Below are 307 nucleotides of genomic sequence, written 5' to 3' on the forward strand. Positions count from 1 at the left end.
TGCTGAAGGCGGGACCGGAGTTCGAGCTGCTGCGCGTCAACGCACTCGAGGCGCGGGTGCTCGCCACGCCAGCGCTGGTGGACGGCTACTGGTACTTTCGGACCGAGGAGGAGCTGATCGCGATCGGTGACGAGGCACTGGGTACTGGGCAGTGAAACCGTTGTCACTCGCAAATGCGCGTAGCGCAGGCCTTTAGGCCTGCCGACTGCGGGCCCGAAACTCGAGCAACCACGTGCTGGCAGGCCTCCTAAAGGCCTGCGCTACCGCGATGCACGTGCTGGCAGCTCCTCCCAACCGCACAGAGGCT

The 307-nt window shown here is 65.5% G+C and carries 1 protein-coding gene (cut by a window edge); it reads right to left on the reverse strand.

All coding sequences use genetic code 11. From position 1 onward, the window contains the following. Nucleotides 1–247: 247 nt before the first annotated feature. On the reverse strand, nt 248–307 hold the 3' end of the coding sequence (locus tag GEV06_29075; protein ID MPZ21892.1) for a hypothetical protein. The gene runs 273 nt beyond the window's last position; 60 of the gene's 333 nt are visible here — the last part of the coding sequence; its start codon lies off the right edge, out of view — the gene reads right to left on this strand; the stop codon is at nt 248–250.

Source organism: Luteitalea sp., assembly GCA_009377605.1.
In the GTDB taxonomy this organism is placed as follows: domain Bacteria; phylum Acidobacteriota; class Vicinamibacteria; order Vicinamibacterales; family Vicinamibacteraceae; genus WHTT01.